This window comes from Rhodococcus sp. BH4 (genome assembly GCF_002079265.1).
Taxonomy (GTDB): Bacteria; Actinomycetota; Actinomycetes; order Mycobacteriales; family Mycobacteriaceae; genus Rhodococcus_F; species Rhodococcus_F qingshengii.
In genome coordinates this window covers 3,005,401-3,031,016 of sequence record NZ_CP014941.1, presented here as the reverse complement: position 1 = coordinate 3,031,016, position 25,616 = coordinate 3,005,401, and the positions used below count along the sequence as shown (strand labels likewise).

General features: G+C 62.9%; 24 protein-coding genes. 11 read left to right on the top strand and 13 right to left on the bottom strand.

What is annotated here, in order from left to right; genetic code table 11:
• Positions 1–56: 56 nt before the first annotated feature.
• Positions 57–1,094 (bottom strand): Rv2578c family radical SAM protein, encoded by a 1,038-nt coding sequence (locus tag A0W34_RS14165; RefSeq protein WP_003944842.1) that lies wholly within the window; start codon positions 1,092–1,094, stop codon positions 57–59.
• A gap of 98 nt (positions 1,095–1,192) precedes the next feature.
• Here A0W34_RS14165 and A0W34_RS14160 point away from each other — a divergent pair, with 98 nt between their 5' ends.
• Genes A0W34_RS14160 through A0W34_RS14145 form a run of 4 tightly spaced genes read left to right on the top strand, consistent with a single transcriptional unit; the run spans position 1,193 to position 4,758 of the window.
• Entirely contained in the window at positions 1,193–1,558 is a 366-nt protein-coding gene (locus A0W34_RS14160; RefSeq protein WP_019748335.1) for a RidA family protein, read from the top strand.
• Between the two features lie 53 nt (positions 1,559–1,611).
• The gene (locus A0W34_RS14155; RefSeq protein WP_081558808.1) at positions 1,612–2,496 is read left to right on the top strand and encodes a DUF5995 family protein; all 885 of its coding nucleotides are present in this window, start codon (positions 1,612–1,614) and stop codon (positions 2,494–2,496) included.
• Positions 2,497–2,545: 49 nt separating this feature from the next.
• On the top strand, positions 2,546–3,979 hold the full coding sequence (locus tag A0W34_RS14150) for a putative nucleotidyltransferase substrate binding domain-containing protein (RefSeq protein ID WP_230691685.1): 1,434 nt from the start codon (positions 2,546–2,548) through the stop codon (positions 3,977–3,979).
• A complete protein-coding gene (locus tag A0W34_RS14145; protein WP_063316441.1) occupies positions 3,976–4,758 on the top strand; it encodes a Fic/DOC family protein in 783 nt (260 codons plus the stop codon). Before A0W34_RS14150 ends, A0W34_RS14145 begins: the two co-directional genes overlap by 4 nt.
• A gap of 114 nt (positions 4,759–4,872) precedes the next feature.
• On the opposite strand, the gene A0W34_RS14140 is transcribed toward A0W34_RS14145, so the two are convergent.
• Genes A0W34_RS14140 through A0W34_RS14125 form a run of 4 tightly spaced genes read right to left on the bottom strand, consistent with a single transcriptional unit; the run spans position 4,873 to position 9,897 of the window.
• Entirely contained in the window at positions 4,873–6,855 is a 1,983-nt protein-coding gene (locus tag A0W34_RS14140) for a 5-oxoprolinase/urea amidolyase family protein (protein WP_081557833.1), read from the bottom strand.
• Complete coding sequence (locus A0W34_RS14135; RefSeq protein ID WP_081557832.1) at positions 6,852–7,505, bottom strand: urea amidolyase associated protein UAAP2; 654 nt, start codon at positions 7,503–7,505, stop codon at positions 6,852–6,854. The genes A0W34_RS14140 and A0W34_RS14135 overlap by 4 nt, the downstream gene beginning before the upstream one ends.
• On the bottom strand, positions 7,502–8,335 hold the full coding sequence (locus A0W34_RS14130; protein WP_081557831.1) for an urea amidolyase associated protein UAAP1: 834 nt from the start codon (positions 8,333–8,335) through the stop codon (positions 7,502–7,504). The genes A0W34_RS14135 and A0W34_RS14130 overlap by 4 nt, the downstream gene beginning before the upstream one ends.
• 2 nt (positions 8,336–8,337) lie before the next feature.
• Positions 8,338–9,897 (bottom strand): amino acid permease, encoded by a 1,560-nt coding sequence (locus tag A0W34_RS14125; protein WP_081557830.1) that lies wholly within the window; start codon positions 9,895–9,897, stop codon positions 8,338–8,340.
• Between the two features lie 197 nt (positions 9,898–10,094).
• On the opposite strand from A0W34_RS14125, the gene A0W34_RS14120 reads away from it, so the two are divergent.
• Positions 10,095–10,826: a TetR/AcrR family transcriptional regulator gene (locus A0W34_RS14120; RefSeq protein WP_003944898.1), complete on the top strand. Its 732-nt coding sequence runs from the start codon at positions 10,095–10,097 to the stop codon at positions 10,824–10,826.
• Between the two features lie 12 nt (positions 10,827–10,838).
• Here the strand turns inward: A0W34_RS14120 and A0W34_RS14115 are convergent, their stop codons facing one another.
• Entirely contained in the window at positions 10,839–11,393 is a 555-nt protein-coding gene (locus A0W34_RS14115) for a LysM peptidoglycan-binding domain-containing protein (protein ID WP_003944949.1), read from the bottom strand.
• Positions 11,394–11,832: 439 nt separating this feature from the next.
• On the opposite strand from A0W34_RS14115, the gene A0W34_RS14110 reads away from it, so the two are divergent.
• Complete coding sequence (locus tag A0W34_RS14110; protein WP_081557829.1) at positions 11,833–12,480, top strand: hypothetical protein; 648 nt, start codon at positions 11,833–11,835, stop codon at positions 12,478–12,480.
• Between the two features lie 13 nt (positions 12,481–12,493).
• Here A0W34_RS14110 and A0W34_RS14105 read toward each other — a convergent pair whose 3' ends face one another.
• The 3 genes from A0W34_RS14105 to A0W34_RS14095 are packed head-to-tail and all read right to left on the bottom strand — an operon-like array spanning position 12,494 to position 16,560.
• The gene (locus tag A0W34_RS14105; RefSeq protein ID WP_081557828.1) at positions 12,494–14,176 is read right to left on the bottom strand and encodes an ATP-binding cassette domain-containing protein; all 1,683 of its coding nucleotides are present in this window, start codon (positions 14,174–14,176) and stop codon (positions 12,494–12,496) included.
• Between the two features lie 15 nt (positions 14,177–14,191).
• Positions 14,192–15,940 carry a 3-oxosteroid 1-dehydrogenase gene (gene kstD / locus A0W34_RS14100; protein WP_075833096.1) on the bottom strand — a complete coding sequence of 583 codons (1,749 nt, stop codon included), beginning with the start codon at positions 15,938–15,940 and terminating at the stop codon, positions 14,192–14,194.
• On the bottom strand, positions 15,940–16,560 hold the full coding sequence (locus A0W34_RS14095) for a TetR/AcrR family transcriptional regulator (RefSeq protein ID WP_030536452.1): 621 nt from the start codon (positions 16,558–16,560) through the stop codon (positions 15,940–15,942). The genes kstD and A0W34_RS14095 overlap by 1 nt, the downstream gene beginning before the upstream one ends.
• Before the next feature lie 466 nt (positions 16,561–17,026).
• Here A0W34_RS14095 and A0W34_RS14085 point away from each other — a divergent pair, with 466 nt between their 5' ends.
• The 3 genes from A0W34_RS14085 to A0W34_RS14075 all read left to right on the top strand — a co-directional run bounded on the left by A0W34_RS14085 (position 17,027) and on the right by A0W34_RS14075 (position 19,929).
• Positions 17,027–18,082 (top strand): serine/threonine protein phosphatase, encoded by a 1,056-nt coding sequence (locus tag A0W34_RS14085; protein WP_081557827.1) that lies wholly within the window; start codon positions 17,027–17,029, stop codon positions 18,080–18,082.
• Positions 18,083–18,163: 81 nt separating this feature from the next.
• Positions 18,164–19,138, top strand: a complete 975-nt coding sequence (locus A0W34_RS14080) for an ABC transporter ATP-binding protein (protein WP_064075363.1) — start codon at positions 18,164–18,166, stop codon at positions 19,136–19,138.
• On the top strand, positions 19,138–19,929 hold the full coding sequence (locus A0W34_RS14075; RefSeq protein WP_003943323.1) for an ABC transporter permease subunit: 792 nt from the start codon (positions 19,138–19,140) through the stop codon (positions 19,927–19,929). Before A0W34_RS14080 ends, A0W34_RS14075 begins: the two co-directional genes overlap by 1 nt.
• Before the next feature lie 199 nt (positions 19,930–20,128).
• On the opposite strand, the gene otsB is transcribed toward A0W34_RS14075, so the two are convergent.
• Positions 20,129–20,917 carry a trehalose-phosphatase gene (gene otsB / locus A0W34_RS14070; RefSeq protein ID WP_228232714.1) on the bottom strand — a complete coding sequence of 263 codons (789 nt, stop codon included), beginning with the start codon at positions 20,915–20,917 and terminating at the stop codon, positions 20,129–20,131.
• 173 nt (positions 20,918–21,090) lie between these two features.
• Here otsB and A0W34_RS14065 point away from each other — a divergent pair, with 173 nt between their 5' ends.
• Both A0W34_RS14065 and A0W34_RS14060 read left to right on the top strand, forming a co-directional pair.
• The gene (locus A0W34_RS14065) at positions 21,091–21,420 is read left to right on the top strand and encodes a type VII secretion target (RefSeq protein ID WP_081558807.1); all 330 of its coding nucleotides are present in this window, start codon (positions 21,091–21,093) and stop codon (positions 21,418–21,420) included.
• Positions 21,417–22,652, top strand: coding sequence for a hypothetical protein (locus A0W34_RS14060; protein WP_231915017.1), 1,236 nt, complete (start codon positions 21,417–21,419; stop codon positions 22,650–22,652). Before A0W34_RS14065 ends, A0W34_RS14060 begins: the two co-directional genes overlap by 4 nt.
• A 12-nt stretch (positions 22,653–22,664) precedes the next feature.
• On the opposite strand, the gene A0W34_RS14055 is transcribed toward A0W34_RS14060, so the two are convergent.
• From A0W34_RS14055 to hisS, 3 genes are all read right to left on the bottom strand, one after another.
• Complete coding sequence (locus tag A0W34_RS14055) at positions 22,665–23,654, bottom strand: malate dehydrogenase (protein WP_042452093.1); 990 nt, start codon at positions 23,652–23,654, stop codon at positions 22,665–22,667.
• 66 nt (positions 23,655–23,720) lie between these two features.
• Positions 23,721–24,350 (bottom strand): hypothetical protein, encoded by a 630-nt coding sequence (locus A0W34_RS14050; RefSeq protein WP_054781934.1) that lies wholly within the window; start codon positions 24,348–24,350, stop codon positions 23,721–23,723.
• Positions 24,340–25,611 carry a histidine--tRNA ligase gene (hisS, locus tag A0W34_RS14045; RefSeq protein WP_007732972.1) on the bottom strand — a complete coding sequence of 424 codons (1,272 nt, stop codon included), beginning with the start codon at positions 25,609–25,611 and terminating at the stop codon, positions 24,340–24,342. The genes A0W34_RS14050 and hisS overlap by 11 nt, the downstream gene beginning before the upstream one ends.
• Positions 25,612–25,616: the final 5 nt, after the last annotated feature.

Below are 25,616 nucleotides of genomic sequence, written 5' to 3'. Positions count from 1 at the left end.
GGCGAATGTAGCCCGGCAAACGTCCGGGGCGCCTCCGATTTACGCGCCCGCGGCCGTCAGAACAAAGTGAGAGCTGCTCCCGCACCCACCAGTTCCCGGGGCGCCTCACGCGGCTCACTGCCAGCTGCACTGACGTCTCGATGCTCCGAACGACCACCCAACCCATGGCGCTCGACCAATGGCTCGACACGGCTTGCGAGCCAACGCTTGTATTCGGGAGTGACATACGCGCCCCGCCCGTACAGCTCGCGGTAGCGACGGATGAGCGCCGGATGTTCCTGAGCAAGCCAATTCATGAACCAACCCCGAGTACTCCCCCGCAGGTGCATCGGGAAGACCGTCACACTCGTCGCACCGGCTTCGGACAGTGCCTCGAACAGCCCGTCGAGATGACTGGTGGAATCGGTGAGGAACGGAATGACCGGCGCCACCATGACATTGCACGAGAATCCCGCGTCGGTGATGGCGCGGATCATCTCGAGACGCGCCCGCGGCGACGGGGTACCAGGCTCGATCTGCTTCTGAAGTGCAGCGTCGTTGATCGCCAACGACACTCCGATTCCGACGTCGACCTGCGCCGCCGCCATTTTCAACAGCGGCAGGTCCCGTCGGAGCAAAGTTCCCTTCGTCAAGATCGAGAAGGGAGTTCCGGATTCGGTCAACGCGCGAATAATGCCGGGCATCAAGCGGTATCGGCCCTCCGCTCGCTGATAGGGATCGGTGTTGGTACCCAGTGCCACCGCCTCCCGCTTCCAGGACTTTCGCGCCAACTCTTTGCGGAGCACCGCGGCAATGTTCGTCTTCACGACCACTTGGGAATCGAAATCCGCGCCGGCGTCGAGGTCGAGATACTCGTGACTCGGTCTCGCGAAACAATATCGGCATGCGTGCGAGCAACCACGAAAAGCGTTGACGGTGAAGCTGAACGGCAACGTCGACTCTTCGGGCATCTTGTTGAGCGCGCTCTTGCAGAGCACCTCGTGAAACGTGATTCCCTCGAACTCGGGAGTCTGCACGGAGCGAACCAACCCGGCTCGTTCGAGTCCGGGTAGCGCTCCGTCATCTGCATCCAATGCCTGACCCGACCACCTCATGGCCCCAAGTCGAACACTTGTTCTAAGGTATGTCAAGATGGAGCGAATACCCGACCGTGCCTCACCACGGCCGGGAAGTTGTTGGCAGAATTCGGTGCATGTCGAACAGAATCAATATTTCGTCCGGTTCCGAATGGGAACCCAAGATCGGTTACTCCCGTGCCGTGCGCATCGGTAACCAGATCGCAGTCTCCGGCACCACCGCTCCTGGTGAGACCCTCACAGATCAGACCCGCGCGGCGCTCGAAACTATCAAGGCAGCACTTGCCGAGGCCGGCGCCTCGCTCGACGACGTCATCCGCACTCGCATGTACCTGCGCGACATGACGCAGTGGGAGCAGGCCGCTCTCGCGCACGGTGAAGTGTTCGGCGAGATTCGTCCCGCCACGACGATCCTCGAGGTCAGCTCGCTGATCGACCCCGCTCTGCTCATCGAGATCGAGGCCGACGCGGTTCTCAGCTGATCGCCAATCCGGACATTTGTGAAATGGGCGCCTAGTCTGAGCCGATGAAACCGATGCGGCTGTATCCGTTGACGCTCGCGCTCGGCATCACCGCCGCTTTCCTCTCGCCCGGTTCTGCACTCGCAGAACCGGGCGAGAGTCTTTCGACGGCTTGCGGCAGCCAGTTGAGCAATGCCGAGGTGGGCCGGATTGCCGAACTCAGCGACGTCACGACCCTGAACGGTGCCGGAGTGCCTCGGCTCGAGACCGCTGTCGAACGTCATCGTGAGATCACGTCGATCCTCGTCTCCCACCACGATTGGCGAGGCCTGTTCTCCGTCGGCCTCGACGCTGTCGAGCACGAGGCGGTGATGCCGCTGCAGCGAGACCCCGCGGCCTTCGACAATGACGAGTGGGCCCATTCGGTCAGCTACGAATTGCTGCGAAGGTACCTGGTGAACGTCCATGCGGAGTTCACCGGCACTCCCACAGATCCGGCGTGGAACAACTACTTCACCCTGACGCGTCAGTGCGACGCCAGTCCGGCACGAGTCGCCATGGCCGGCTACAACGCGCATCTCACCGTCGACCTCGCTCACGCCGTCGCCGCTTCCGGAACCACAGCAGAGGATGTCCCCGATTTCTACAAGATCGTCGATTCCATTGCCGTCAAAGGTGGTTCGATCGTGACGCTCACCAAGGCCGAGTACGACGCCGATCTCGGGCCCCTCTGGCGGTTCTACTTCGTCGGCGAAGGACTCGACCGATTGGCCGGAAACTCGCAGCCCTCGGAACTGTTGCTCCGCGCCGCCGACAGCGGATACAACACCATCACGCTGGCCAACGGGTTCGCCCTCCAGAATCCGCAGACACGTCCCGGCGCAGAACAGGAGATCGACGCGCTCTGGCGTACTACAGATTCCGCTCTCGACGTACTCTCGCGACTCGGTGGTCTCTGACATCTCACCCTCCGCTGCCTGAACCGGACACACCTGCGACAATGACCCCATGACGGGGCACTCGACGGGGCAAGGCATGCAGAGTCCCGCCATGCGCCGGGTGCGAGACCTGTTGCGCGGGCCCGCAATTGTCTGCGATGGCCGGGCAACCATCCGCGAGGCCGCGAAGTTGATGACCGATGCGGGCCGCCGCGCTGTTGTGATCCCGACGGAGACAAACGGTTTCGGAATCTTCACCGAAGGTGACCTACGTGCTCGTGTGGTAGTCGGTGGTATCGACAGCAATCAGCCGGTATCAACGGTGATGACGCCGTCAGCAGTGACAGTCGATCCGGATCGATTGGGCGCCGACGCCGTGACCGACATGCTCGAGTACGGATTGCGCCATCTCCCGGTCGTGACCGAGGCAGGCGCACTGATGGGCGTGCTCGAACTCAGCGACCTCCTGACTTCGGCCACCAATCAGGGTTTCGAACTGCGCGCAGCGCTCGCCACAGCACAGGATGACGCCCACCTCGTCGAAACAGCCCGCGCGGTCCCTGTTCTGGTGACGGAATTGGTGGCGTCACGGGTCTCACCGCTCGACATCGGTGCGACGCTGGCGGTGCTGATCGACGTGACGGTCAGGCGCGCCATCGAATTGGTGGTGGGCGGAGACGAGCGACCGGATTTCGCGTGGCTGTCGCTCGGCAGCGTCGCCAGACGTGAAGCGCTCCCCTCTTCGGATATCGACAGTGCGCTGGTGTGGGGCGGCGAATCTCATCACGAGGGAGCCGACGCCGCGAAGACGATCCACGACATCCTCGATCTCTGCGGGTTCCCTCGCGACACCAAGAACGCCGTCGCGACCCAGGCCAGGTTCGCTCGGACGCTCCCACAATGGCGCACTGCGCTGCGGAAATGGGTATCCAATCCGTACCAGGACCAGGCCCTGGTCATGTTGTCGATGCTGGCGGATGCCCGCGTCGTCGCGGGCGATCCGGCGTTGGATCCTCGCCCTGCGGCGTTGGATCAACTGCGACTGCACCCGGCCGTCATGCGACTGCTCCTTCGCGAAGCCGTCGGAGACAAGGCAAAGCTCCATTCGTTCAAGGACGTGATGACGCGTCGGACCGGAACCGTCGACCTCAAAGCCAGCGCCGTCCAACCGATCGTGAACATCGCTCGTTGGGCGGGGATTTCCGTGGGCGCCCGCACGAGTTCGACACTCGAACGCCTCAAGGCTGCAGCGGGAAGCGGTTTCCTACTCGACGACGACGCCCAGGTACTGATCGAATCTTTCGAGGTGTTGCAGCAGATTCGTGTCCGCCACCAGACCGATCAGTTCGCGGCAGGTCGGCCACCGACCGACGAAGTCGTGATCTCCGAACTCACTCCGCTCTCGCGGAGCTTGCTGAGCAATGCAGTGCGCGAGGTCGCAGGTGTGCAACGACGACTCGAATATGCCGCGTCCGCGTCGGCGCTACCCGACATCGACCCGTGAATCGCACTGCGCTCGAACAGGTTCTAGCGGCGGAGCGCCTCGAAGGCTGGGATCCGAGTAACGAGCAGATCGCGGAACTCGAGGCCGTCATGATCGGGATGCTCTCTCGGCGTGAGTATTTCGAGCAGGAATTAGCGCGAGCAGTCGGCCTCTCGTCTGCAATTCCCCCGCGAATCCGCTGGCGAAGATCAGCGCCGTACGTCTATCGCGGTACATCGGTGCTCGAGAACAATTTCGACGTGCGAGATCCCGCCGCACTGCAATCACTCGAGTTCGCGGCGACCGCGCTTCGTCTGGGTGAGGCGCATCTCGGCAGCGACCTCGTACCGCACACGCGAGACACAGCCGAACTTCTCCTACTTCACCAGCACGTTTTCCAAGATCTGTACCAGTGGGCCGGCCATATCAGAACCGTCGACATCAGGAAAGGTGCGGCAACGTTTGCTCCGGTCTCGGCGATTCGGAACTACCTGTCCGAGGTGGAAGAGATCATCGCCGCCGTCGATTGGGTAGCGCTCGATCACGGCGCTGCGTCGTTCGCGCTCGCATCGGTGTACTCGACGCTCAATCATGCCCACCCGTTTCGGGAAGGAAACGGGCGAACCGGAACCCTCTTCCTGCACCGACTCGCCGCCGACACCCGGTATCAGCTCGACTTGTCGCGGGTGAGCAGAACCGAGTGGGTATCCGCGTCGAGGGATTCTGCGCCTTTCCGGCCCACCGGAACCCCGTCACCTCGCCCGTTCACCGATCTGTTCAATCGCGCGCTGACTCGCTGACGCAGACATCTGCAACCGTTCCAGGCGGACTGAACACCGTAACTGCTGAGTGAGCACCGCTTCCGACACTCTGGAAGCGGTGCTCACTCTAAGACGACTGTGCTCACTCGACCATCAGCCGGGCAGCGCGAACTCTCCTGCGTCGGACCAACGCTGACGCTCGGCCCCGAACGCGACGGACTGCATCGCGCGGAACTCCTCGATCGAGCGCGAGTTCGACGCGAGGAACTCCTGATGCTCGGCCAGCGAGAAGCTGCCGTCCTCGATCTCGACGCCCCCGCCGCGGCCGGCGGCGGTGTCCGCGCGCAGATCCATCAACTCTTCCGGCTCGACGGGGTACCAGGACATCCGGTCGAAGAATCGCAGCAACCACGGAGTGCCCTCCTCGAACGGCCCGGACTTCGCGGGGTGGCGGTGATTCCACACCTGCGTCGTACGTCCGACGAACTGGTACCCGCCTGGGCCTTCCATGCCGTAGATGCAGAGGTACGCCCCACCGATCCCGACGGCGTTTTCGGGGGTCCAGGTGCGGGCGGGGTTGTACTTGGTCGTGACCAGACGATGACGCGGATCGAGCGGCGTCGCGACCGGCGCTCCGAGGTAGACGTCACCGAGTCCGAGCACCATGTATTCGGCGCCGAAGACGGTGTCGAACACGTCGTTCACGGATTCGAGACCGTTCATCCGGCGGATGAACTCGATGTTCCACGGGCACCACGGCGCGTCGGCGCGAACCCCGTGCATGTACCGCTGGATCGCTTCGCGCGTTGCCGGGTCGTCCCACGACAGTGGCATCCGCACAGTGCGACTGGGCACAACGAGTTCGTTGGCCGCCGGCAAGGTGTCCTCCGCCTCGGTGAGCATTCCCATCAGTTTGCCGACGGGCAGCACGTCCGGGTCGACGCGGACCTGCAGGCTGCGGATTCCCGGGGTGAGATCGAGTAGTCCGGCCGGCTTCTCGGCGTCGAGTCGCTGATGCAGTGCATGAGCACGCGCACGTAACGCCAGGTCGAGATTCATGTCGCCGTATTCGACCAACACGTTGTCATCGCCTGAGCGCCGGTACGTGACCACGGTGTCGCCGTCACGACGGGCTATGACGCCGTCGTCGCCGTCACCACCGGAGGAATGAACAACCGAATTGGAGGCTCGACGCGATACTCCGAGGTCACGCCGGGAGGCTGCCCGTTCGGCGCGGACCGGCACGAAGCGAATCTTGTTCCCGGGAGCCAACTGTCCGAGCTTCCAGCGATCAGCGGACACCACCGTGATCGGGCAGACGAAGCCGCCGAGGCTCGGTCCGTCGGGTCCGAGGAGGATGGGCGTGTCGCCGGTGAAGTCGAGTGCACCGATCGAATACGCGTTGTCGTGGATGTTCGAAGGGTGAAGTCCGGCTTCGCCGCCGGTGGTTCTGGCCCAGTCTGGTTTCGGACCTATCAACCGGACACCGGTGCGGTCGGAGTTGAAGTGGACCTCGTACTCGGTCGCGTACAGCGTGTCGATGTCGGAGCGGGTGAAGAACTCCGGCGCCCCGTGCGGGCCCTCGGTCACCGCAAGTTCCCAGCACGTGTGTATCGCCGGAACATGCTCGGCGGGAACAGCTCCCGCGACCCCGGTCGCCTGTCCGAGTTTGAGAACGTCTCCTGCCCGCAGAGTCCTACCTTCGTGTCCCCCGAACCTGCCCAGGGTGAAGGTCGACGCACTGCCGAGATAGTCGTCGGTCTCGATTCCGCCCTGTACGAGTACGTAGATGCGCAGTCCCGGGCCGCTGACCGTTCCGACGTCGAGCACCGATCCAGCGGGGACGAAAACTGGTCGCCACTGACCGTGTACGACGCCGTCGACGGTCACCGACACCGGGGCACCTGTGATGCAGACCGTGGTGTCTTCGTCGAACGTCATGGCAGGTCCGGCCATCGCGCATTCGATGCCGGGGGCGCCTTCGGGGTTTCCGAGTGCGGTGTTTCCCAACCGAAACGACAGGTCGTCCATCGGGCCCGATGGTGGGACTCCGATCTGCCAGTATCCGACGCGTCCTGGATAGTCCTGAACCGTCGTCAGCATTCCGGGACGCACGATGGTCAGTTTTGCGTTCATTCGTCTGCTCCCGGCCGTGTGACGATCATGCGGACGGCCGTGGGATCGAAGCCGTTGCACGGGTTGTTGATCTGCGGGCAGTTGGACACGAGGACGAGCACGTCACCTTCGGCACGCAACGCGAGCCGCTTGCCTGGTGCCGACAGTCCGTCGACGATTCCGAGTGTGCCGTCGGGGTCGACCGGGACGTTCATGAAGAAGTTGATGTTGGACACCAGGTCCCGCTTACCGAGCCCCCATTTTGCGCCCTCGACGAGGAAGTTCTCGACGCACGCGTGCTGATGCTTGGTGTGGTGGCCGTATCGCAGGGTGTTCGATTCCTGTGAGCACGCGCCGCCGACGGTGTCGTGGTTTCCGACCTCGTCTGCGACCAGGGTCATGAGTGGAGTTCCGTCGTCACTGCGGAGCACGGAGCCTGTGGACAGAAACAGGTTCTTCTGGGCTGTGACCGTCGCTGCTGCCGAGTACCGAACGCTGTGATCGTCACCGGCGTAGACGAGGGTGTCGACGGCTTGATTTCCGTGTAGATCGACGATGGTCAGAACGTCACCGGCACGGACAACTGCGGACCACGGCCCGAATGCGTCAGCAATCTCGTCGAGGATCACCGTTCCGGGAACGAGGGCGGGGACATCCAAGGTGGTGGTCATGCGATCTCCTCCAAGTTCGAAGCCGTCCAGGCATCTTCGGTATTGAGCACTGCGCGTTGGTATTCCGGCCCGAGATCGTCAAGGCTGCCGAGTTCGTCGGCGGCCTTCCACGCGAGCACTTCGAGGGACGTGGTGGGAAACTGCGGCGCCGGATCGAGTGGGTGCGCGGTGTTGGCGATCATCACGATGACCGGCAGGTGGATCAGAAGATCGACCGTCGCGCCGGCGCCGGCGGAACCCGTACTGGTGAGAGCGCCGTCCGCCTCGACGCGGACACCATGGAAGAAGGACAACGGAGGCGCGATGTCCTGCGGCCCGAGCCCGTTCTTCGCGGCAGCGACGGTGAACAGTTCACGACCGGCGGGTGAGGCACTGTGCAGCGAACCCTGCCCGTACTTCGCCTCGTTGGTGGCGCGTGACGTCGTTCCGCAGAACGCGTCGTGGTGACCCGACGTGTCTGCGACCACGGTCGCAAGTACTCGCCCCTGATCAGAGAGCAACGGGTGCCCGACGCCGAGATAGGCCTGCCATGGCACCTTGACGGTATCGGCGACGTTGAGACGCTCCCAGGGGGCGTCGGCGCGATAGAGCAAGATGTTTGCGCAGGCGCTGCCAGCGATGTCGCGAAGTCGCAATCGGGTTCCACGTGCGAGAACCTTGGTCGTGTACCGCCCACCCGGCACGGTCTCAGCCCAGGTCAGACGTTCGGGAGCGACGCCTTCGGGTGGGTTCGGCCAACGCGTTGCCGGCAATACGGGCATGGAATCGGTGATCGTTCCAGCTTGAGACCGGGCATGCTCGCGCGCTCCGGCGGTGGTCTGAGTACTCATGGTCAGGCTCCGATCGTGACGGGATTCGGGGTGGCGCGGCCACGTGGGAAGCAAGCGACTCCCAGCCCCACGACCAGCGCTACCGTGATGGGCGCGGCCCACTGCAGAATGGGGTACTCCCCGGTGGGGTTGAAGATCTCGGCTCGTGGCCAGGACAGGTTGATCACCATCAGCGCGCCGTACACAACCGCGGCGATGTTGACCGGAACTCCCCAGATGCCCAGGGAGAAAAGCTTTTTGCCTTCGGCGTCGAACTTGGGGCCGACTGCCGTGCGAGGCCATCCCTTGAGACGCTGAACCAGCAGCGGCACGGTCACCATGAGGTAGGCCAAGTAGATCAAGATGATGCATACGCTGGACAGGGTTGCAAAAATTGCCGAGTTGCCCACGTTGACGGCCAGGACGGCAATGCAGACCAGACCGATGAGGACGGACGGCGCGATAGGTGTTCCGGTGCGGGGGTTGACCTTTGCCAGTACCTGCGAGGCAGGAAGCCGCCCGTCGCGGGCCATCGAGAACATCAGCCGTGAAGCAGCAGTCTGAATGGCCAAGGTGCACACGAACACTGCGATCGAGACGTCGATCAACAAGACCGTGCCCCACGGGGAACTGAGAATCGATGTCAGTACGTACGGCAAACCTTCCGTGGCCAGGCGTCCGTCGGTGAGTGAGGGCGCTGCCATCAACGCGCCGAGGATCATCAAGCCGCCGCCGAGCGCAGAAGCGGACAGTGCAAGCCGGATCGTACGAGGTGCGACGCGTCGGGGGTTGCGGGTCTCCTCGGCCAGTTCGCCTGCCGAACCGAAGCCGACCATGACGTAAGCAGCCATCAGTCCGGACATGATCCACGCCCAGGCGTATCCGGGCTGACCGCCGGCACTGCCGGTGCCGAAGACGACGTCCGGTCCGCGCTGAGCGTGGGTGAAGAACATCCCAATCACTGCGATGACACCGACGATTTCGCAGGTCACGCCAATGTTGTTGATACGCGACATCCAGTTGACGCCGATGCAGTTGATAAAGGTGGTCAGAACCAGAAGTACCGATCCGAGCAGCACGGCGTTGGCGGCACCACTCGATGAGGTGAGTGCGCTGTCCTCGCCGATGATCTGGAACCCGCTCCACACATTGGGGAGCACGACCTGCAAGGCGATCGCGGCGGCCGATGCAGTGACGATCTGAGCGATAATCATGAACCAACCGGCGAACCAGCCGACGATCTCACCACCCATCCGCCGCGACCACTGGTAGATGGCACCCGAAATCGGATATCTGGCAGCAAGTTCCGCGAAGTTGAGAGCGACCATGAACTGACCGATGAAGACGACCGGCCACGTCCAGAAGAATGCCGGACCCGCGAAACCGAAACCGAGGCCGAACAATTGGAAGATCGTGGTGAGGATGGAGACGAAGGAGAAGCCCGCGGCGAAAGACGCGAACTTTCCCAGCGATCGATGCAGCTGCTGCTCGTAGCCGAACTCCGCGAGGTCACCGTCGTCGTGAGGCGAAGAGGCGAGTGCGGATGCGGTGGTGGGCTGCGCAGCCGGGGTGGTTGCACTCAACGGCGTACTCCTTCGGCGAAGCGATTCAGAGGCGAATAACTGTCGATTGATAGTTTTCGCGAAATCCACTCGCCGCAGGTGACGCCCGCGTATACGATTCGCCTGATTCTGTAACAGGCTCGTTGAGTACGTTTCGAGCACGTGACCGAATGCTCACAGCGGCGGCCATCCCGCACGTAAGGCCGCAGCCTGCCACTATGGAAGGCGTGACCAACGCCGGCCCCGGACGACCCCGCCTGACCGCTCGCCGACGCCCGGGTGGCACTGCCCGGGCGGAGATCTTGGATGCAGCCGCTGAACTGTTCACCACCCGAGGCTTCGCCGCGACGTCCACACGCCACATCGCCGAAGCAGTCGGAATGCGTCAGGCGTCGCTGTACAACCATTTCGCCACCAAGGACGACATTCTGGTTGCACTTCTCGCCGACACCGTGACGCCGGCGCTCGACTTCGCGGAGAATCTCAGGCCACTCGACACCGCACCCGAGGTCAAGCTGTACGCACTTTCGTACATCGACGCGGCACAACTGATCACCGGACGGTGGAACCTCGGCGTCCTTTATCTCTTACCGGAACTGAGAAGTGACAGGTTCATGTCGTTCCGAGCCGATCGCGATCGGCTTCGCGAGCAATACCGGGCACTCGCCCAGGATGTGCTCGACGCGATTGACGATCCATCATCAACGCACCTGGCCGAGCTTCCGTTTCGCCTGGTAGAAAGCGTGATCAGCGCGCGAGCCGACGCGCTCGAAGGCACCCCGATTCCCGACGCCGCCGTCATCGCCGGGTCGGCGCTGCACATTCTTGGGTGGCGCCAGGATCTTGACCCCATCCATACGGAAGCGGCAACGCTCATTGCGAACGCAGAAACGCCGAAATTGTCCGGGGCTGCATCAGCTCCGGACAATTTCGACGCATTGAGGACCTAAACGGCCACGAGACTAGACCGAGAGGGACTGTCCCGGGAAGATCAGGTTGATGTTCGGAACCTGGCTGGCGAGGTTCTCGAGCGAGATGCCGTGTGCAGCAGCGATCTTCGACAGGGTGTCGCCTGCCTTGACCACGTAGTTGCCGCTTCCGGTGCTTGCTGCCGGAGCCGACTCGACGGAAGCCTCAGCGGTGACGGGGGCGGCTGCGGCCTCGTAGTTGCCTGCGGTGGTGCCGGTGGTCAGGTACTGACCGCAGACGGGCCATGCGCCGACGCCCTGGCCTGCGAGAACGTTCTCGGCGACACGGATCTGCTCGGCCTGGCTGGCGTTGGCAGCGTTGCCCGATCCACCGAATGCGTTCCAGGTGCTCTGCGTGAACTGCAGACCACCGTAGAAGCCGTTTCCGGTGTTGGCGGCCCAGTTACCGGAGGACTCGCAGTTTGCGACTCCGGACCAGTCGTGGCCGGCTGCCGAAGCGGTGCCGGTGCTCATGGCGAGCGGGATCGCGACGACTGCGCCTGCGGTTGCAACTGCGCCGAGGGCGCGCTTGAAGGTGATGCTGGTCATTGGGTAAATCCTCTCCGCTACCGCGGACGAGGTCGGCCCGGACGCTTTCACGTCTCGTCGATCGACTCGTCTGTTTCACTCCTGCCCCGCGAAGGTTTCGGGAGTACCGGACCCGCGGGGCAGAAGCACGCAGTTGCGGGTCGGTGTTTGCCCGGTAGTTTCGGGCTGTCAACGACCGTAGGTGATGGTCACGGATTGGTCACGGGGCAGTTTTCCGGCACTGCTGTACCAGACTCAGTCGAAACTCGAGCAATAACCACAGGTCAACTAATTGATTCGAGCTTCAACCATACCGATCGTTATCCGTCCGTTATGTGGCAACCGTCACGGTGATTTTGTGACCCACCACACCGAAACAGGCCGTGTCGGACCGCCAACGAGGATCCTGGGGATGTTAAGAGATTCCTGGCAACGGGAAAAACCAACCGCCCCAATCATTATGGAGAATGGACTGGTGATCATCGCAGTAGAAGGACCCAGCGCCGCCGGCAAGACCACCTGGTGCCGAACCCAACTCGGTGGCGAATCCGCGGCGGAGAGATTCGTCGCCGAGTATCAGCCCACCGGGTTCGAGCCGGACGGTACGGATCTCGACCTTCAGGCAAGTTACTGGACAACGGTCAATTCGAAGCGATGGTCGCAAGCGGAAGATCTCGAAGCGAGAACCGGTATCGCGCTCTGCGACAGCGACCCGCTGAAACTGCACTACAGCTGGTGTCTCGCTGCGGTGGGCGCAGCACCTCGGGAGCGATTCGAGTGCGAGCTCGCGGCAGTCGAGACAGCTTTCGAGCACCTCGAACGGGGTTTCGCGGATCTGACCGTCATCTCGATACCGTCACCGGAGCAGCTTCTACTTCAGCGCGAAGGTGACCCCAGCCGCCGCCGACGGCATTTCGAGCTTCACGCGGCGCTCGCCGAGCCCCTCACCCACTGGTACTCGGCGGTGAACAGGGTAGATCCAGGTCGCGTTGTGTGGCGCTTTCCGACACAGCTCGATCTTTCGCGCTGTCCCCCACCTCGATCGGATCGCAGCGATCCGGGCCTTCTTCGCGCCGTGATCGACGAATTGCCGCCTCTCCCCAGGTAGCGGCTGCTCGATCTCAGCGCGCTCGTTCGACCCTGGCCTCGTCCCACACCGGAGACTCGCTCTCGTACACGTTCCCGTCCGATCCGAATACCAGGAACCTGTCGAACGCGCGCGCGAACCAGCGATCGTGCGTGACCGAGATGACCGTGCCGGCAAACTGAGCAATGCCCTGCTCGAGCGCATCCGCCGAATGAAGGTCGAGGTTGTCGGTCGGTTCGTCGAGCAACAACATCGTGGCGCCGGAGAGCTCGAGGAGCAGAATCTGCAATCGTGCCTGCTGACCGCCGGACAGGTCGTCGTACTTCTGTTCCGCAGCTTGGGACAATCCGTAACGGTCCAGCGCGCGGCTCGCCGCTTCGCGTCCCATTCCGCTGCGGTGTTCGTCGCCCATGTGCAGGATCTCGAGCAGCGTGTTTCCGGTCAGATCGGGCCTGGAGTGTGTCTGCGCAAACAATCCGGGACGTACCCGGGCACCCAGCGTCGCAGTACCCCCGTGCTCGACCGGCGCGATGTCGAGCGCCTCGACGGGCAGATGCTCGCTCCCCGGATCGGTCCCCCCACCCGCCAAGAGCCGAAGGAAATGCGACTTTCCGGATCCATTGGAGCCCAGCACGGCAACCCGATCTCCGTACCAGATCTCGGTGTCGAAAGGCTTCATCAATCCGGTCAGCTCGAGATCTTGACATACCAACGCGCGCTTGGCGGTTCGCCCGCCCGCCAGCCGAACCGTCACCTTCTGCTGAAGTGGAATCGCTTCGGGTGGCCCTGCCTCCTCGAACTTCGCCAACCTGGTTTGCGAGGCGTGATACCGCGCAGCGACGCCGTCGTTGAACTTGGCCTTTTCACGCAATCGCAGAACCAGGGCACGTAATTTCGCGTGCTCCTCGTCCCAGCGTCGACGCAGTTCTTCGAATCGAGCGTTGCGATCCTCGCGGGCCTGGTGGTAGCTGGCCAGCCCAGCGCCGTGCGTCCACGACGTTGCGCCGCTGATTCCGGGCTCGAGCGTCACGATGTGGGTGGCCGCGTTGGCGATCAGTTCGCGGTCGTGGCTGACGAACAAAACCACTTTCGACGATTCCGAGATCGTCTTTTCCAGCCATCGCTTGCCCGGAACATCGAGGTAGTTGTCCGGCTCGTCCAGCAGGAGTGCGTCGTCGGGCCCAGCGAACAGTGCTTCGAGAACCAACCGTTTCTGCTCGCCACCACTGAGGGAGTTGGCCGCGCGCCACTTCGCACGGTCATAGGGAACACCGAGAGCCGCGGTAGTGACCTTGTCCCAGAAGTCTTCGGTCTCGTAGCCGCCCACGTCGGCCCAATCGGCCAGCGCATGCGAATACTTCATTTGAGTTGATTCCTCGTCGCGCTCGATCATCGCGTTTTCTGCCGTATCGAGCGCCAGTGCTGCGTCCCGGATCCGTGCCGGCGAGACGGACAACAGAAGATCGCGCACGGTGGACTCGTCGCGAACCTGGCCGACGAATTGCCGCATCACGCCCAGTGTTCCGGATCGAGTGACAGCGCCCTCGTCGGCGACGACGTCTCCGGCGACAATGCGGAGCAACGTCGTCTTACCAGTCCCGTTGGGGCCTATCAGTGCAGTTTTTGCACCGTTGCCGACCCGAAAGCTGACACCGCTGAGCAGTTGCCGACCATCAGGGAGAAAGTAGTCGACGTCGGCGATGTTGAGGTGGGTCACGCTGTCAAGAGAACCCTACCCACGGCGATCTGCCAAACCATTATTCCTGCCTTCGGTCTCGAGCTCACTACCGTCGCGGGATCGTCCGACCGCATCGAGCGCCGCCAGATATCCGAAAACCATTGCGGGACCGATAGTTGCACCTGGACCGGCATAGGTATGACCCATCACCGGTGAGCTGGTGTTACCTGCTGCATAGAGCCCGTCGATGACCGAACCGTCGGCGCGCAACGCTCGCGCGCGAGCGTCCGTGTTGATGCCGCCTTTGGTCCCCAGGTCTCCAGGCACCATCTTCGCGGCATAGAACGGACCCTTCGTGAGTTCTCCGAGGCTGGGGTTGGGCTTGTTGGTGCAGTCGCCGTAGTAGTGGTCGTATCTGCTTGTCCCACGGCCGAAGTCGCGATCGACTCCGTCGCGCGCGTGACTGTTGAATCGTGTGATGGTCGCGGACAGCGCATCGCCCGGCACTCCGATCTCGGCAGCGAGTTCGGCAATCGATCCAGCTCGCACGATCGCACCCGATTCGATCCACGACCGAGGTATCGGCCTGCGCGCCGGAACCCCCGCGAACAGGTAACGGTCACGGTACGTCTGATCGAAGATCAGCCAAGCCGGGATGTTCTCAGCGGGTCCTTCACCTCGGCCGTACTTTCCGCCGAACATGGCGTGTGCCGCTTCGACATAGGGAAGTGACTCGTTCATGAAGCGCTGACCGCTGGCGTTGACCATGAGGCTGCGAGGCAACGAGCGTTCCGCCAAGGCGAACCACGGGCCTTTGGGCAGTGGAATCGACGGGGCCCACCACGCGTCGTCCATGTACGAAATTGCGGCGTCGACGCGTAGAGCTGCACGGATGCCATCCCCGGTATTGGTCGGTGCCCCGAGAGTCCACTGCGCGCTACTCGGCCGTCGCTGGTACTCGCCTCGCATGTCGTCGTTGTTGTCGAACCCGCCACACGCGAGGATGACACCGCATCGAGCGTGCATGGTGGTCTGCACTCCCCCGGACTCGAGTCGCACACCCACGACACGATCACTGTCGGTCACCAAATCCACAAGCCTCGTCCCGAGCTCCACCGTCACTCCGGCGTCCCGAACTCCGAGCATCAGTTCGGCCATGAGCGCCGGCCCGAGCCCGATCAGCTTCTTCTTCCGAGCTCTTGCGGCCAGGGATCTCATTCCTACCCGAAGCATCCGCACCGGACCCCGCCAATGCCGGATCCCCGTGCTCAGCCAACGGTAATCAGATTGTTGGACAACCATGTTGAGCGGAACCTTCATGTACGGCGGATGAAGTGTCGCAAGATCGTCGCCCAGAGCTCGCGCGTCGAACGGGCGCGGCTCGCACGAGCGGCCGCTTGCACGTCCGCCAGGTGCCTCGGGAAAGTAGTCGGAGTAACCCTTCACCCATTCGAGCTCGAGTGCAGAGTGACGAATCAGGAAATCGAGGGCTTCCGGACCTCGATCGAGATACGTGTCGATTCGGTCGCTGTCTGCATCCTCTCCGACAATGCTCTTCAGATATGTTCGCGCAGAGTCGATATCATCTTTCGGTGCCTCGCGGCGAAGTATCGAGTTTCCCGGAATCCACACGCCGCCCCCGGACCGGGACGACGAACCGCCCCAGTATTCGGACTTCTCCACGAGTATCGTCGAGAGTCCGTTGCGGGCTGCGGTGATGGCTGCGGACATGCCGGCAGCCCCCGATCCGACAACAACGACATCCACTACGGGCGGCGCGGCGCCCTGAGAGTTCTCGTCCATCACTGGTCACGACCTTTCGTGTCATCTTCGTCCTGCGTGTGCCACCGGGATCCCCGAACTGCGTCGAGCGCCCCCTCGACGCACACGGGAAGTGATGCCCCGCGCTTGTGAGGGTTACGTATCCATTGCCGATAACCGAACTCCGCCGCTGCCAACATCAAATGAACGAGAAGTCCTGGGCGGCTGTCATTTTCCGGATCGAGGTACATCCGTTGTGCCACCAACTCGACCAACCGATCACGATGCTCGGGCGCGATCAGGGCGACTCGATCCATCAGGTGCGGCGCGGTGCGGAACGCTGCTCGCCACTGATCGATCTCCGAGGACTCGAAAGCATTGGAGCGTTCCAGGATTGCCCGCGAGATCGCAAGATCAGCCGACTCGGATGCCGGGCGATCCTCGAGCAGCGTCACGATTCCGGCGCCGCCCTGCCTGACCGGATCCAACAGCAGATCCTCCTTGTTACGAACGTGCCGGAAGTACGTACTCGCCGATACCCCCGCTGCCGCCGCAATCTGCTCGGTGGTCACATCCTCGAAACCGTCACGCGCGAACAGATCGAATGCCGCACGTTGAATGTCTGCTCGCACCTGCAACCGCTGTCTCTCCCGTAGTGACATCAGCAACGTCCTCCCGCCTCGGCCGAGATCCGGCCATTCTCGATAATGCGAGTCTCACCTACTGTGACAGTCACTGTCAATATCCAATTCTCTGTCAGATATCAGCAGACCCGGGCACATCGTTGACAGGGCATTCGATGCCACGACAAGCTTCGAAGATGAAGCGATGGGGACCGAATCGAGACGTTTCTCCAACAATTTGTCGATGCGGGGCTTCAAGGCGCGGTCACCGAAGCGTATTTCGGTGGTCCACTCTGGCGCATGACCCTGCTCGCCCGTTTCGACGACCGAGCCCTTGGCCCCGACGGCGCCGTCATCTATCGAAATCGAACAGTGCTTCTCGTTCGGACCAAGTGGGAAAGATCATCGAGCAAGAGGACTACTACGAGGACACCGCCAGAATCGGTGACTTCGACAGGCGGCTCCGCGAAATCGAAGCCGGACGAGCCTGTGGCACAGTCGTGGGATGACAGACGTCAGGATTGACCGTCACCGAAAGCTGTCGGCGTTCCTGTCTTCCCAGAACGATGTCGAACTGGCCCGACTGGTCGACACCGTTCAAATCTCGAGTGTCGGCGTAGGTGGCGCCGCAGGAGTGATCAGGGTCTATGACAACAGGCTCAACGGCGTTCCGGTATTCACCAAACGCATCCCACTGAGCGTGCGGGAAATCGCCGAGGTGGGCTCTACTTCCAACCATTTCGATCTGCCGACGTTCTGCCAGTACGGCATTGGTGGCCCAAGCTTCAACGCCTGGCGAGAACTGGCCGCGAACATCGTGGTCACCGATGCCGTTCTGGCCGGCGAAACACAGTCGTTCCCAATGCTCTACCACTGGCGGATACTTCCCGGACGTTCACCCGTTGCGGCCGAACACGCCGACATCGATTCCGTTCACACCGCCGGCGCCAGCCGTGAAGTGCGGACCCGTCTCGAAGCGCTTGCCGCTGCGCCGTGCAGCCTCGTACTGTTCTGCGAGTACATCGAACACCCGATCTCGAATTGGCTGGAAGACAACCCGTCCGCCAAAGCTGCCGAAGTCGAGCGACAGTTTTCGGAGATCGTGGCATTCTTGCGCGATCGACAGTTGCTGCACATGGACGGACATTTCGGCAACATGCGCACCGACATGGAGCGGATCTATCTCACCGACTTCGGACTGGCCACATCCCCACACTTCGACCTGTCGACTGCCGAGCACGACTTCGTCCGGCGCCACGCCACTCATGACGCCGACTACGCCGCCATGCTTCTGGTCAACTGGCTGGTGACCGAGGTCTGCGGGGTACCGAGGCCGACGAGCGGCGGACCAGTCGCCCGCAACCAGTACGTACGACGATGCGCCACAGGTCATATTCCAGGTGATGTGACACCAGAGGTGGCCGCGATCGTGACACGGCACGCGCCCGCCGCTGCGAGGATGAACGACTTCTACTGGCGATTGTTCGACGGCGACTTCGATGCGCCCTACCCGCAGGCCGCGCCAGTTCCGCCTTCCGGTCGAGCACAGGGTTTTCCCTGAACTGCCGTATTCACATCTCAGGGTTCATGTCATCCTCGGGACCGATGTGCTGGTCAGTGCCGGTAGGGCACAGTTCTCCTCATGATTGAACTGAGGGGATTGACCAAGGTTTACGGACCGACGAAAGCGGTGGACGATTTGTCGTTCACGGTCAAGCCGGGCATCGTGACGGGCTTCCTGGGCCCGAACGGTGCCGGTAAGTCGACGACGATGCGGATGATCCTGGGTCTGGATCAGCCGACGTCGGGTGCGGCGTTGATCGAGGGCAAGCCGTACCGCGAGCTCAAGACGCCGTTGCGGACTGTCGGCGCGTTGCTGGATGCGAAGTGGGTGCACCCCAATCGCAGTGCGCGTGCACATCTGCAGTGGATGGCTGCTTCGAACGGGATCCCGAAGTCCCGCGTCGACGAGGTGCTCGGGTTGGTCGGATTGTCCGAGGTGGCGGGCAAGAAGGCCGGCGGGTTCTCGCTCGGTATGTCGCAGCGTCTGGGGTTGGCGGGTGCGCTGTTGGGGGATCCGAAGGTGTTGTTGTTCGACGAGCCGGTCAACGGTCTCGATCCGGAGGGCATCGTCTGGATTCGTAAGTTCATGCAGCGGTTGGCGGCCGAGGGCCGCACGGTGCTGGTGTCGAGTCACCTCCTGTCGGAGATGGCGCTCACGGCGGAGCAGTTGGTGGTGATCGGTCGGGGTCGGTTGATTTCGGATTCGACGGTCGCGGAGTTCGTGGATCGTTCGTCGGAGTCGACGGTGCGCGTGCGCAGCCCACAATTGGACGCTCTCCATGCCGCATTGACTGCCCAGGGACTGACTGTCCGCGAGGAACATTCAGGATCGGAGCCGGTGTTGGTGGTCGTGGATTCGACCACCGATGTGATCGGTGGTTTGGCTGGTTCGCAGGGAATCGTGTTGCACGAGTTAGCTTCTGTGCAGGGATCGCTCGAGGATGCGTTCATGAAGTTGACCGGGGACGATGTCCAGTACCACGCATCCGGTATCGATCCGGGCGCCGGAACCCACCACGCAAACACACAGCACGCTATGGGAGGTGCACTGTAATGGCTGTTCTCAGTGCTGAACGTATCAAGATCACCACGACCAAGTCGCCGCTGTGGTGCACGATCACAATCATCGTCCTAGGGTTGGGCGTCGCCTGGATGATCGGGCGTTCGTCGAGTTCGAGCATTCAGGCGTACAACGACGAAGCCGCATCAGGAACTCCTGATTTCGAGAAATTCCTCCCCACGTTCAACGACGCGGGGCTAGGAGTATCCGGATTCGGCGTCATGGTCCTGATGATCATGGCGGCGCTCGCGATCACCAGCGAGTACCGCTTCGGCATCATCCGTACCACCTTCCAGGCCATCCCGAGTCGGGCTTCGGTTCTGATCGCCAAAGCCGGCCTGATCGGGGCTTTCGGCGCGGTACTGTCCTTCGTTCTCATGCTCGGCGCGGTATTCATCACCAAAGCTGCGGCAGGCTCTGAAGGTTCCACCAATCTGGCACTGGACAACGCCGATGCCTGGCGTGCCGTTTACGGCGTACCGATCTTCGCGTTCCTCTGCGTCGCCCTTGCCATCGCCGTCGGAGCACTCCTTCGTCAGTCCGCCGGCGCCATTGCACTACTGCTGCTGTGGCCACTGCTCATCGAGAGCCTGTTCGGCATGTTCGGATCCTTCGGCAGAAACGTCACACCGTTCCTCCCGTTCGCCAACGCCGACCACTTCCTCTCTTCGGGTTCGAGCACCAATTTCCATTGGGGCCCTTGGGGAAGCTTGTTCTACTTCGCAGCGTTTGTGCTGGTGATATTCGGAATCAGCATCGCCGTCGTCAACAAGCGCGACGCCTGACCGAGTCGCAAACCGACCAAGACCAAAACTGGCCGCACCGGAGCCCTTCCGGTGCGGCCAGTTTCGCGTTGACAGAACCCGCAGCGCTTGTCGATCACGCCAAGGAACAGGGCACGCGCGGGTTCGCGTCACTCTGCCCCGCGGACGCGGCACCTCGAAATAAGACCTGGTCGAGTTCCTGGCGGACTGACCTTACGCGTCAGCGTTCCAGTTGCGCGGCAAGCTCTTTCATCCAATCGAGGAATGCCTGCGGGCCGTCGAACTGGACGCCGTCGACAGCAGCCACTTCCGGTGCGATGTCGTCGCCCTTGACCACCAACGCTTCTCCACCCGAGGCAAGGACAGCGGCAAAGGCCGGTAGGTCACCCCGGTCGTCGCCCGCGTACGCGACGACGTCGACCCCTGCGGCCGCGATCGCGCGAAGGAGGCCTGTCCCCTTGTCCTCCTCAACTGGTGGGCGCAATTCCTCGACCAACTTGCCGGGCTCACGCCGCAACCCGGTTCGGCTCGCGATTTCTGTCGTCGCTGCTTCCACCAGGCGCTGCGCGACCGCACGATCCGCGGCCCGACGCCAATGCACGGCCACCGCAAGGCCTTTGCTCTCGACATGGATGCCAGGAACTGCCGGAGAGTCGAACAAGCGTCGCAATTCGGCTTCTGCTTCGGCGACAGCATCACTGAACGCCGCGACGGCCGGAAGCACGTGGATTCCGTCGTCCGTCCAGGTCTCGACGCCGTAGGAACCCATGAGCACAACGGAATTCAAGCTGAGCCGCTCTCGCAAGAACGACACAGGCCGTCCCGAGAGCAAGCCGACAACACCGAGATGCTCGGCCAGGGTCGCAAGCACGTCTTCGGCGCCGGGCAGTAGCGCACTCGCCGACGGATCGTCGACGATGGGTGCAAGCACGCCGTCGAAATCCATCACCAGTCCACAGCGAGCTGGATCGGACGTGAGTCGGAGGATGACGTCCGAAGCGGTTCGCATGGTTCGAGTGTGCCAAATCGATCGCACTCGCAATACCAACACCGGAGCCGAATGTAATCTCTGCCACTTCGTCCAGGTTGTCCGGAACCACTGAGTAGGTCGCGTCGTCTCCCTGTAAGGGCCCACAGTGGTCCGCTAAAGTTCTCACGACGCTTACCAACTGGGGGGTAATGATGAGCGAATTGACGGTCGCCACTGACGGCATCCGAAAGTACGGCTCGACGTCGACCGAAGCGGCAGGACCCATCGCGCAGGCCGCCGCCGTCGATCTGGGTGCAAACATCGCAGCAGTCGCACCGGCCGTGGGCCCCGTCGGGATCGAATTTCTCGAAGCATTCGCGCGCGCTCAGGCCACACACACCAAAGATGTTGCAGCACTCGCCAGGTTCTACGCCGGCAACGCCGCGACGGCCGGTGCAGCCGCGCAGGCCTACGACACCACAGATCATGCAATCGCAACAGATCTGACCGCTGCGGCCGGATCGACGGGCGCGACCGCGTGAGCACCGAAGACGACTCGACGACCGTCATCGAATTCCTTCACGGTGGCGCTCCTGCCCCGGTACTGCCGAACAATGTGGTCGAATCGATGCTCGCCGGCATACCGGTACCGGCACTCCCCGGAATCGAAGATCTGTTCGCGCCCTTGATCGAACTCGGGAAGAGTCTCGGCACAGGCACTTTTGCGGGCATCGATCCCGTCGGCATCTTCGATCAGGCGTCCACTCTCATCGACCACGCCATGGGACTGTCCCGAAGCGCGGTCGCCGACGTGGGCCAGACCTGGAACAGCACCGGCAGTGACGCCGCGACCGAACTGTCGCGATCCGCCCAGAACAGCGGCGCAGAATTGAGCGAACGCGGAACCGCGATATCGAAAACTGCTGCCGCCGCCGCGGAATCGGTGCAGCGAGGCAACGCGAATCTCGCGGCAATCGCGCAGTCCTTCGCCACAACGGTTGCAGCTGCCGCGCCCATCGCGTGGACACCACCAGGACAGGCGATGTTGCTTGCCTCGGCAGCTGAACACATGCAGGCAGCCGTCGCGGCGGTGACTCGGACGCGTGGGGAGATGCTCGGGCACACCGCAGCCATGAACGCCCTTGCCGGACCGATCCCCGTGCCGACCCCACCGACCAGTGAGGCACTCTCCAACCTGGTCAGTGCGGAGGCAATCAACAACGCCGCCCGTCAGATCGCCCAACCTCTTTCTGCCTCAACCGATGCCGGTGATGCGCCGTACTCCACCCACCCGGACTCCACTCAGCCAGGCACCGAGGCTGTTCGAACCTCGGCTGCACAGGCCGGCGCCGGGCTTCCGACCGGCGTCGACAAGCTGTGGGGCGCAGGCAATCCGTCGACGTCACTCGCAGCCGGCGCGTCGCCGTCACCCAGTGCGACGGCAAGCTCTGGCGGAGCATGGGTGAGCGGAAGCGGTGGCACTACCGGCGGAATGGTGAGGGGTGCAGCGGGAGTTGCTGCAGTTCAACCGGTTCCGGTAGCAACGCCCGGCCTGGGTGCACCATCGTCGACAGTCGGCAGTAGCGGCATGTCGCCGGGCGGCATGCTGGGCGGTGGACCCCGCGGATCTCGGGACGACGAGTCGCCACGCACTACCCCGAGGTATCTCGTCACTGCCGGCGACGAGAATTCGATGGTCGACGATCTGCCGATGGTGTCGCCGCCCGTGCTCGGGGCTGACGATCCCGATCAGTACCTGTTCCGAGATCTCTGATCAAGACAAACCTCAGACGAAGCCCAACTCCCGCACCGCCGCACGCTCCTGCTCCAGTTCGCTGACGGACAGGTCGATCCGTTCGCGTGAGAAGTCGTCGATCGCGAGGTCGGGAACGATAGCGAACTCGCCATCGGCACAGGTCACCGGGAAGGAAGAGATCAATCCTTCGGGCACTCCGTAGGAACCGTCCGAACAGACGGCCATGGATACCCAGTCGTCCTCGGCGGTACCGATCACCCAGTCGCGGACGTGGTCGATCGACGCGCTGGCCGCACTCGCCGCAGAGGACGATCCACGCGCAGCGATGATGGCGGTGCCTCGCACCTGCACAGTCGGGATGAAATCGTTCTCCACCCAGTCGCGGTCGTCGATCACCGCGAGTGCAGGCTCACCTGCGACAGTCGCGTGGGACAGGTCCGGGTACTGCGTCGCCGAATGGTTTCCCCAGACGGACACCTTGCGCACCGACGACGCACGAACCCCGGTCTTCTTCACCACCTGCGCGATCGCTCGGTTGTGGTCGAGACGCGTCAGTGCACTGAACCGAGTATCGGGTACATCCGGTGCATTGTTCATCGCGATCAGCGCGTTGGTGTTGGCCGGATTTCCCACGACCAGCACCTTGACGTCCGAGGCTGCGTTGTTGTTGATCGCCTTCCCGTGCGCTGTGAAAATCGCGCCGTTCGCACTCAGCAAGTCGGCACGCTCCATCCCCTTGCTCCGCGGACGTGCGCCGACCAGCATCCCGACGTTCGCGCCGGAGAAGGCGACATCGGGATCGTCGGTGATGTCGATGGAGCTCAGCAACGGAAATGCGCCGTCTTCGAGTTCCATCGCAACGCCTTCGGCAGCGGACACGGCGGCAGGAATCTCGAGCAGTCGAAGTTTGATCGGGACGTCAGCGCCGAGCATCTCCCCCGCAGCTATGCGGAAAAGCATTCCGTATGCGATCTGACCCGACGCTCCGGTTACCGTGACGGTTACGGGCGCAATACTCATTGCCGACTCCTCACCTGCCGTTTTCACGACTGTCCGTTCTACAACGCTGTAAGAACGGTTTCCACGCTAGTCGAGTAAACCGGCCACTTCGTGGTCTGTCAGTGTGGTTCTCGGCACTCGTCCCTCCGCCGTCACGAGTTCGACGGCGCGGTAGAGCGGACGCTCGGCGAGTCCGGCGCCGCGGGCTTCGGCACGCAACTGTTCGATCAGCACCGAGGACAACGCGGCAGCCGGTACCAACTCGCTGGCCGCCAGCGCGTCCGCGAGCTTGCGGAGTGCAAGGATCTCCAACTCGCGCCCACCCCCCGCGGTATACAGCGCGAGCGGGATCCGCACGGTGGACCGTCCGTCGCCGAGCGTCAAGCTGACTTCGCTGATCCGGCCGGATCTCACCGTCAATGCCGCCGTGAGTATCTCGGCCACGTCGACGACGTTGGTTCGAAAACCAGCTTGCGCACGAACTCTGTTGCCGTACAACGTGATGTGCCGGCGCAGCGTCATCAGGATCGCCAGTGACGTCGGCACCGCGATGACGGCGCCGACGATCACTCCAACGGTCGCCGTCGAGAACACACTGACGATCAACCCGACGACCACGCCGAACACCACGACAACAACGGCGAACTTCTTCAGCCGCGGCGCGATCAACGCCACGGGAACCAGATCGAGCGAAACCGGTTCGGCCTCAGTGCTCAACGAGTTCCCCGAGCTTGTCGACAACCTGGTCGAGCGCCACTGTCTCCTGCTCACCTGTTGCCAACTGTTTGACAACGACAACGCCCTCTTCGAGTTCACGCTCGCCGAGAACCAAAGCGATCGCGGCACCCGAACGATCAGCTGCCTTCATCGAGCCCTTCACGCCACGGTTTCCGTACGCCAGGTCGACGCGAATCCCATTGGCACGCAACTGATGTGCGATCTTCACCAGTGCAGCCTTCGCCTCGGCACCCATCGGTACACAGAAGACGTCGACACGCGCCGGTGGCGCAACGGACTTGCCCTCGGCCTCGAGCGCGAGAACCGTGCGGTCGACGCCGATTCCGAACCCGATGCCCGAGAGCGGCTGTCCACCCAGCTGTTCCATCAGACCGTCGTAACGACCACCACCACCGATTCCGGACTGCGCACCCAGTCCGTCGTGCACGAATTCGAAGGTTGTCTTGGTGTAGTAGTCGAGGCCGCGGACCATGCGCGGGTTGACGACGTACGGAACGCCCAATGCGTCCAGGTGCGCTAGCACCTCGTCGAAGTGCGCCTTGCAGCTCTCGGACAGGTGATCGAGCATGAGCGGTGCGCCGGCCGTCATCTCGCGTACATCTGGGCGCTTGTCGTCGAGCACGCGGAGCGGGTTGATCTCGGCGCGTCGACGCGTGTCTTCGTCGAGTGGGAGTGCAAAGAGAAACTCCTGCAGCAGTTCGCGATACTGCGGCCGGCAGGTGTCGTCACCGAGAGAGGTGATTTCGAGGCGGAAGCCGTCGAGCCCCAACGACCGGAATCCGGCGTCGGCGATCGCGATGACCTCAGCGTCGAGCGCGGGGTCGTCGATCCCGATGGCTTCGACGCCGACCTGCTGCAACTGGCGGTAGCGACCGGCCTGCGGGCGCTCGTAGCGGAAGAACGGGCCCGCGTAGCTGACCTTGACCGGCAACTGTCCACGATCGAGGCTGTGCTCGATGACCGCACGCATGACTCCGGCGGTTCCCTCGGGACGCAACGTCACCGAACGGTCACCGCGGTCGGCGAATGTGTACATCTCTTTGCTGACGACGTCGGTCGACTCACCGACACCGCGAGCGAACAGGCCGGTGTCCTCGAAGATCGGCAATTCGATGTGGCCGTATCCGGCCAATCTCGCGGCGCGCGTCAAACCGTCACGAACGGCGACGAATTCGGCTGACTGCGGCGGAACGTAGTCCGGAATGCCCTTGGGTGCAGAGAAGGTGCTGGCTTTACTCACGAGAG